A 3,587-nucleotide genomic window follows, 5' to 3' on the forward strand; every position below is an offset into this window, starting at 1 on the left:
ACGAGAGGTTTTTTCTTAACCGACATATCCTGCTCTCGGAAGGTCGTTCAGACCTCATTAACCCGCTTGTTCGACACTGCCGCTAGCGCGCAGTCCCGGCGTTTGCTCAAGGTTTTCTCGGGTTCCCCGATCCATCCTTTCGGGCTTTCGAAAGGGGGCTTCGGGCTCGTCTTGTTTCCCCATTGCGCCCTCTCTAGCAGAAGGCCGGGCCAAGACAAGAACCCCGGCGAGAACCTGGGGAATCGCAAGCCGAGGGGCAGTCCGGGCGGGTGCAGGGGTTTTGGGGCGTTGGTGGGTGGTCCAGCTCGAAGAATTTGAGCTGGATTCTCGGTGGGAGACGAGTGGATGGGGTTGCGGCGTTTTGGTTCTGTGGTGGTGCTGGCGGGATGCGCGCTGGGCGCATCGATCAGCTCAGGATTTTCGGCCAAGGATACGGCCACCACCACCAGTGGTTTGCCGGTGCCGCGCTATGTCAGCCTCAAATCCGATCACGTGAATGTCAGGGCCGGTCCGACCAAGGACAATGACGTCGCCTGGGTTTATACGCGCTCGGGCCTGCCGGTTGAGATTACTGCTGAATTCGAGAACTGGCGCCGGGTCCGCGATTCCGAGGGCGCCGAGGGCTGGGTCTATCACTCGCTGTTGTCGGGCCGCCGCACGGCCGTGATCACGATGAAGAACAAGGATGATCTCGCGCAACTCTACGATCGCGCCGATCCGACCTCGGCGATCGCCGCCCGCCTGCAGGCCGGCGTCGTGGTCCAGGTCAAGCACTGCGCGGCCGGCTGGTGCCACGTCAGCGGCACCGGCTTCGATGGCTGGATCGAACAGCAGCGGCTATGGGGCGTCTACGCCGGCGAGAGCGTGGATTGAGTTCGGCCGACGGCGCAGAGAATGACAATCACGTGTCATTGCAGGGCTTGACCCGGCCATCCATCCGTTCTCAAAAAAACTCTTGATGAAGATAGATGGATACGCGGGCTATTCCGCGTGGAAGACGCGCTTCGCGCTTTCAACCCGCGTATAACGAGTCCCTTTGACGCTCAGCGCTTCTTGCGCAGCCGCACGACCATGTCGACCCGGGCGATCTCGTAGCCTTCGGGCACTTCCGGCATCTTCTGCAACACCAGGTGCGGGTCCGGAATATCGACCAGTTCGTGGTTGTTTTCGAGATAGAAGTGGTGATGCGCCGACACGTTGGTGTCGAAATAGGTCTTGGTTCCGTCGACGCTGACCTGGCGCAGCAAGCCTGCATCGGTCAGCTGGTTGAGGGTGTTGTAGACGGTGGCGAGCGACACCGGAACCTTGGCCAGCGTCGCTTCCTCGTAAAGCATTTCCGCAGTGAGATGGCGCGCACCCTTACCGAACAACAGCCAGCCCAAGGCCATGCGCTGGCGGGTAGGACGTAAGCCCGCCGCCTGCAGCATTTCATTGACATCGTGCCACGGGCAACCGGTTAAAGCCGGCTGACGCCCGGCCTCGCGGGCTGCCGGCCCGACAGCGTCTTCATTCAAAATCGAGGCGTCGTAACTTATTTCCACGTCAGGTACCGCGCTCACTATTTCTGCACTATGGCCTCGGAATATAAGAAGGAAAGCCGTCAGATGCAAGTTTTTCGCAACTAGAACCGGTCCAAGGTTAAAAGGAACCGTCGCCTTGCGCGGCGATTTGCCCTGTCGGGGTGCTTTGCCGCCTGCAGGGCCTATGATAGAGAGCGCCCGGACTTGGGCTTTGCGAATTAGGTAAAGGCGAGCGCCGGTTGCCGCAGGGCACCCTGATCTGCGGTATTCGCGCCGATTCCCGATAATTGGCGCGCTTCCCACCCAAAGCGGGTCCCTTCGCTAAGAACGCTCCATCGGGATTTGAAAGAGGCTAGGCACTATGCTGGATCGGCGCAGCGGTTACGAATATGAGGATTTGCTGGCGTGCGGCCGGGGCGAGCTGTTCGGCCCCGGCAACGCCCAATTGCCGCTGCCCCCGATGCTGATGTTTGACCGCATCAGCGAGATCAGCGAGACCGGCGGGGAGTATGGCAAGGGCGTGATCCGCGCCGAGCTCGATGTGAAGCCGGATCTCTGGTTTTTCGGCTGCCATTTCAAGAACGATCCGGTGATGCCCGGCTGTCTCGGCCTCGATGCGATGTGGCAGATGGTCGGCTTCTTTCTCGGCTGGACCGGCGGCGCGGGCCGCGGCCGGGCGCTGGGTCTCGGCGAGCTGAAGTTTTCCGGGCAGGTGCTGCCGAACGTCCGCAAGGTTGTGTACAACATCGACATCAAACGGGTGATGCGTTCAAAGCTGGTACTGGGCATCGCCGACGGGTGGCTTTCTACCGATGGCGAGATTATCTATCGCGCGAAGGATTTGAAGGTCGGGTTGTTCAAGCAGGACACCCCATTGCAGCCGGGAACATGAGATACGTGCTTCGGCCGCTGAGACGAGTTTCGGTTTGACCACGGGCAGCATCACACAAGAAGACAACGACAAGGCGAGGCGATCATGAGGCGGGTTGTCATCACGGGGATGGGCATTGTCTCGTCCATCGGAAACAACACCCAGGAAGTGCTTGCGAGCCTCCATGAGGCGAAATCCGGAATCACGCGCGCGGATAAATATGCCGAGCTCGGTTTCCGATCCCAAATACAGGGTAAGCCCACGCTCGATCCGGTTGGCGTGATCGACCGGCGCGCGATGCGCTTCCTCGGCGAAGGCGCCGCCTGGAATCACATCGCGATGGAGCAGGCGATCCAGGACTCCGGTCTGGAGCCTTCGGACGTTTCCAATATCCGCACCGGCATCATCATGGGCTCCGGCGGACCGTCGGCGCGCACCATCGTCGAGGCCGCCGACATCACCCGCACCAAGGGGCCGAAGCGGGTCGGGCCGTTCGCGGTGCCTAAAGCGATGTCCTCGACCGCGTCGGCGACGCTCGCCACCTGGTTCAAGATCAAGGGCGTGAACTATTCGATCTCGTCGGCCTGCGCCACCTCGAACCATTGCATCGGCAATGCCTACGAGACCATCCAGATCGGCAAGCAGGACATCATCTTCGCCGGCGGCTGCGAGGAGCTCGACTGGTCGCTGTCGGTATTGTTCGACGCGATGGGCGCGATGTCCTCGAAATATAACGATACGCCCGCGACCGCGTCCCGCCCCTATGACGTCAGCCGCGACGGTTTTGTCATTGCCGGCGGCGCCGGCGTCGTGGTTCTGGAGGAACTCGAACACGCCAAGGCGCGCGGCGCGAAGATCTACGGTGAAATCGTCGGCTATGGCGCGACCTCCGACGGTTACGACATGGTGGCACCCTCGGGCGAGGGCGCCGAACGCTGCATGAGGATGGCGATGGCGACCGTCGATACCAAGATCGACTACATCAATCCGCATGCGACCTCCACGCCCGCGGGCGATCCGCCGGAAATCGAGGCGATCCGCAAGGTGTTCGGCGCCGGCGACAAGTGTCCGCCGATTTCCGCCACCAAGGCGCTGACCGGCCATTCGCTCGGCGCCACCGGCGTGCAGGAGGCGATCTATTCGCTGCTGATGATGCAGAACGGCTTCATCTGCGAAAGCGCCAACATCACCGAGCT

4 protein-coding genes are annotated in these 3,587 nt (G+C 61.4%); 3 read left to right on the forward strand and 1 reads right to left on the reverse strand.

All coding sequences use genetic code 11. From position 1 onward, the window contains the following. Positions 1 to 345 precede the first annotated feature (345 nt). Positions 346 to 873 (forward strand): SH3 domain-containing protein, encoded by a 528-nt coding sequence (locus QZ213_RS26005; protein ID WP_291688929.1) that lies wholly within the window; start codon positions 346 to 348, stop codon positions 871 to 873. A gap of 170 nt (positions 874 to 1,043) precedes the next feature. Here QZ213_RS26005 and irrA read toward each other — a convergent pair whose 3' ends face one another. Continuing rightward, positions 1,044 to 1,517 carry an iron response transcriptional regulator IrrA gene (gene irrA / locus QZ213_RS26010; protein WP_291688930.1) on the reverse strand — a complete coding sequence of 158 codons (474 nt, stop codon included), beginning with the start codon at positions 1,515 to 1,517 and terminating at the stop codon, positions 1,044 to 1,046. Between the two features lie 364 nt (positions 1,518 to 1,881). On the opposite strand from irrA, the gene fabA reads away from it, so the two are divergent. Further along, positions 1,882 to 2,412: a 3-hydroxyacyl-[acyl-carrier-protein] dehydratase FabA gene (gene fabA, locus QZ213_RS26015; protein WP_291688927.1), complete on the forward strand. Its 531-nt coding sequence runs from the start codon at positions 1,882 to 1,884 to the stop codon at positions 2,410 to 2,412. 84 nt (positions 2,413 to 2,496) lie between these two features. Continuing rightward, on the forward strand, positions 2,497 to 3,587 hold a 1,091-nt coding region (gene fabB, locus QZ213_RS26020; protein ID WP_291688928.1), incomplete at its 3' end, for a beta-ketoacyl-ACP synthase I.

It is taken from the genome of Bradyrhizobium sp., from assembly GCF_017881085.1.
Lineage (GTDB): Bacteria > Pseudomonadota > Alphaproteobacteria > Rhizobiales > Xanthobacteraceae > Bradyrhizobium.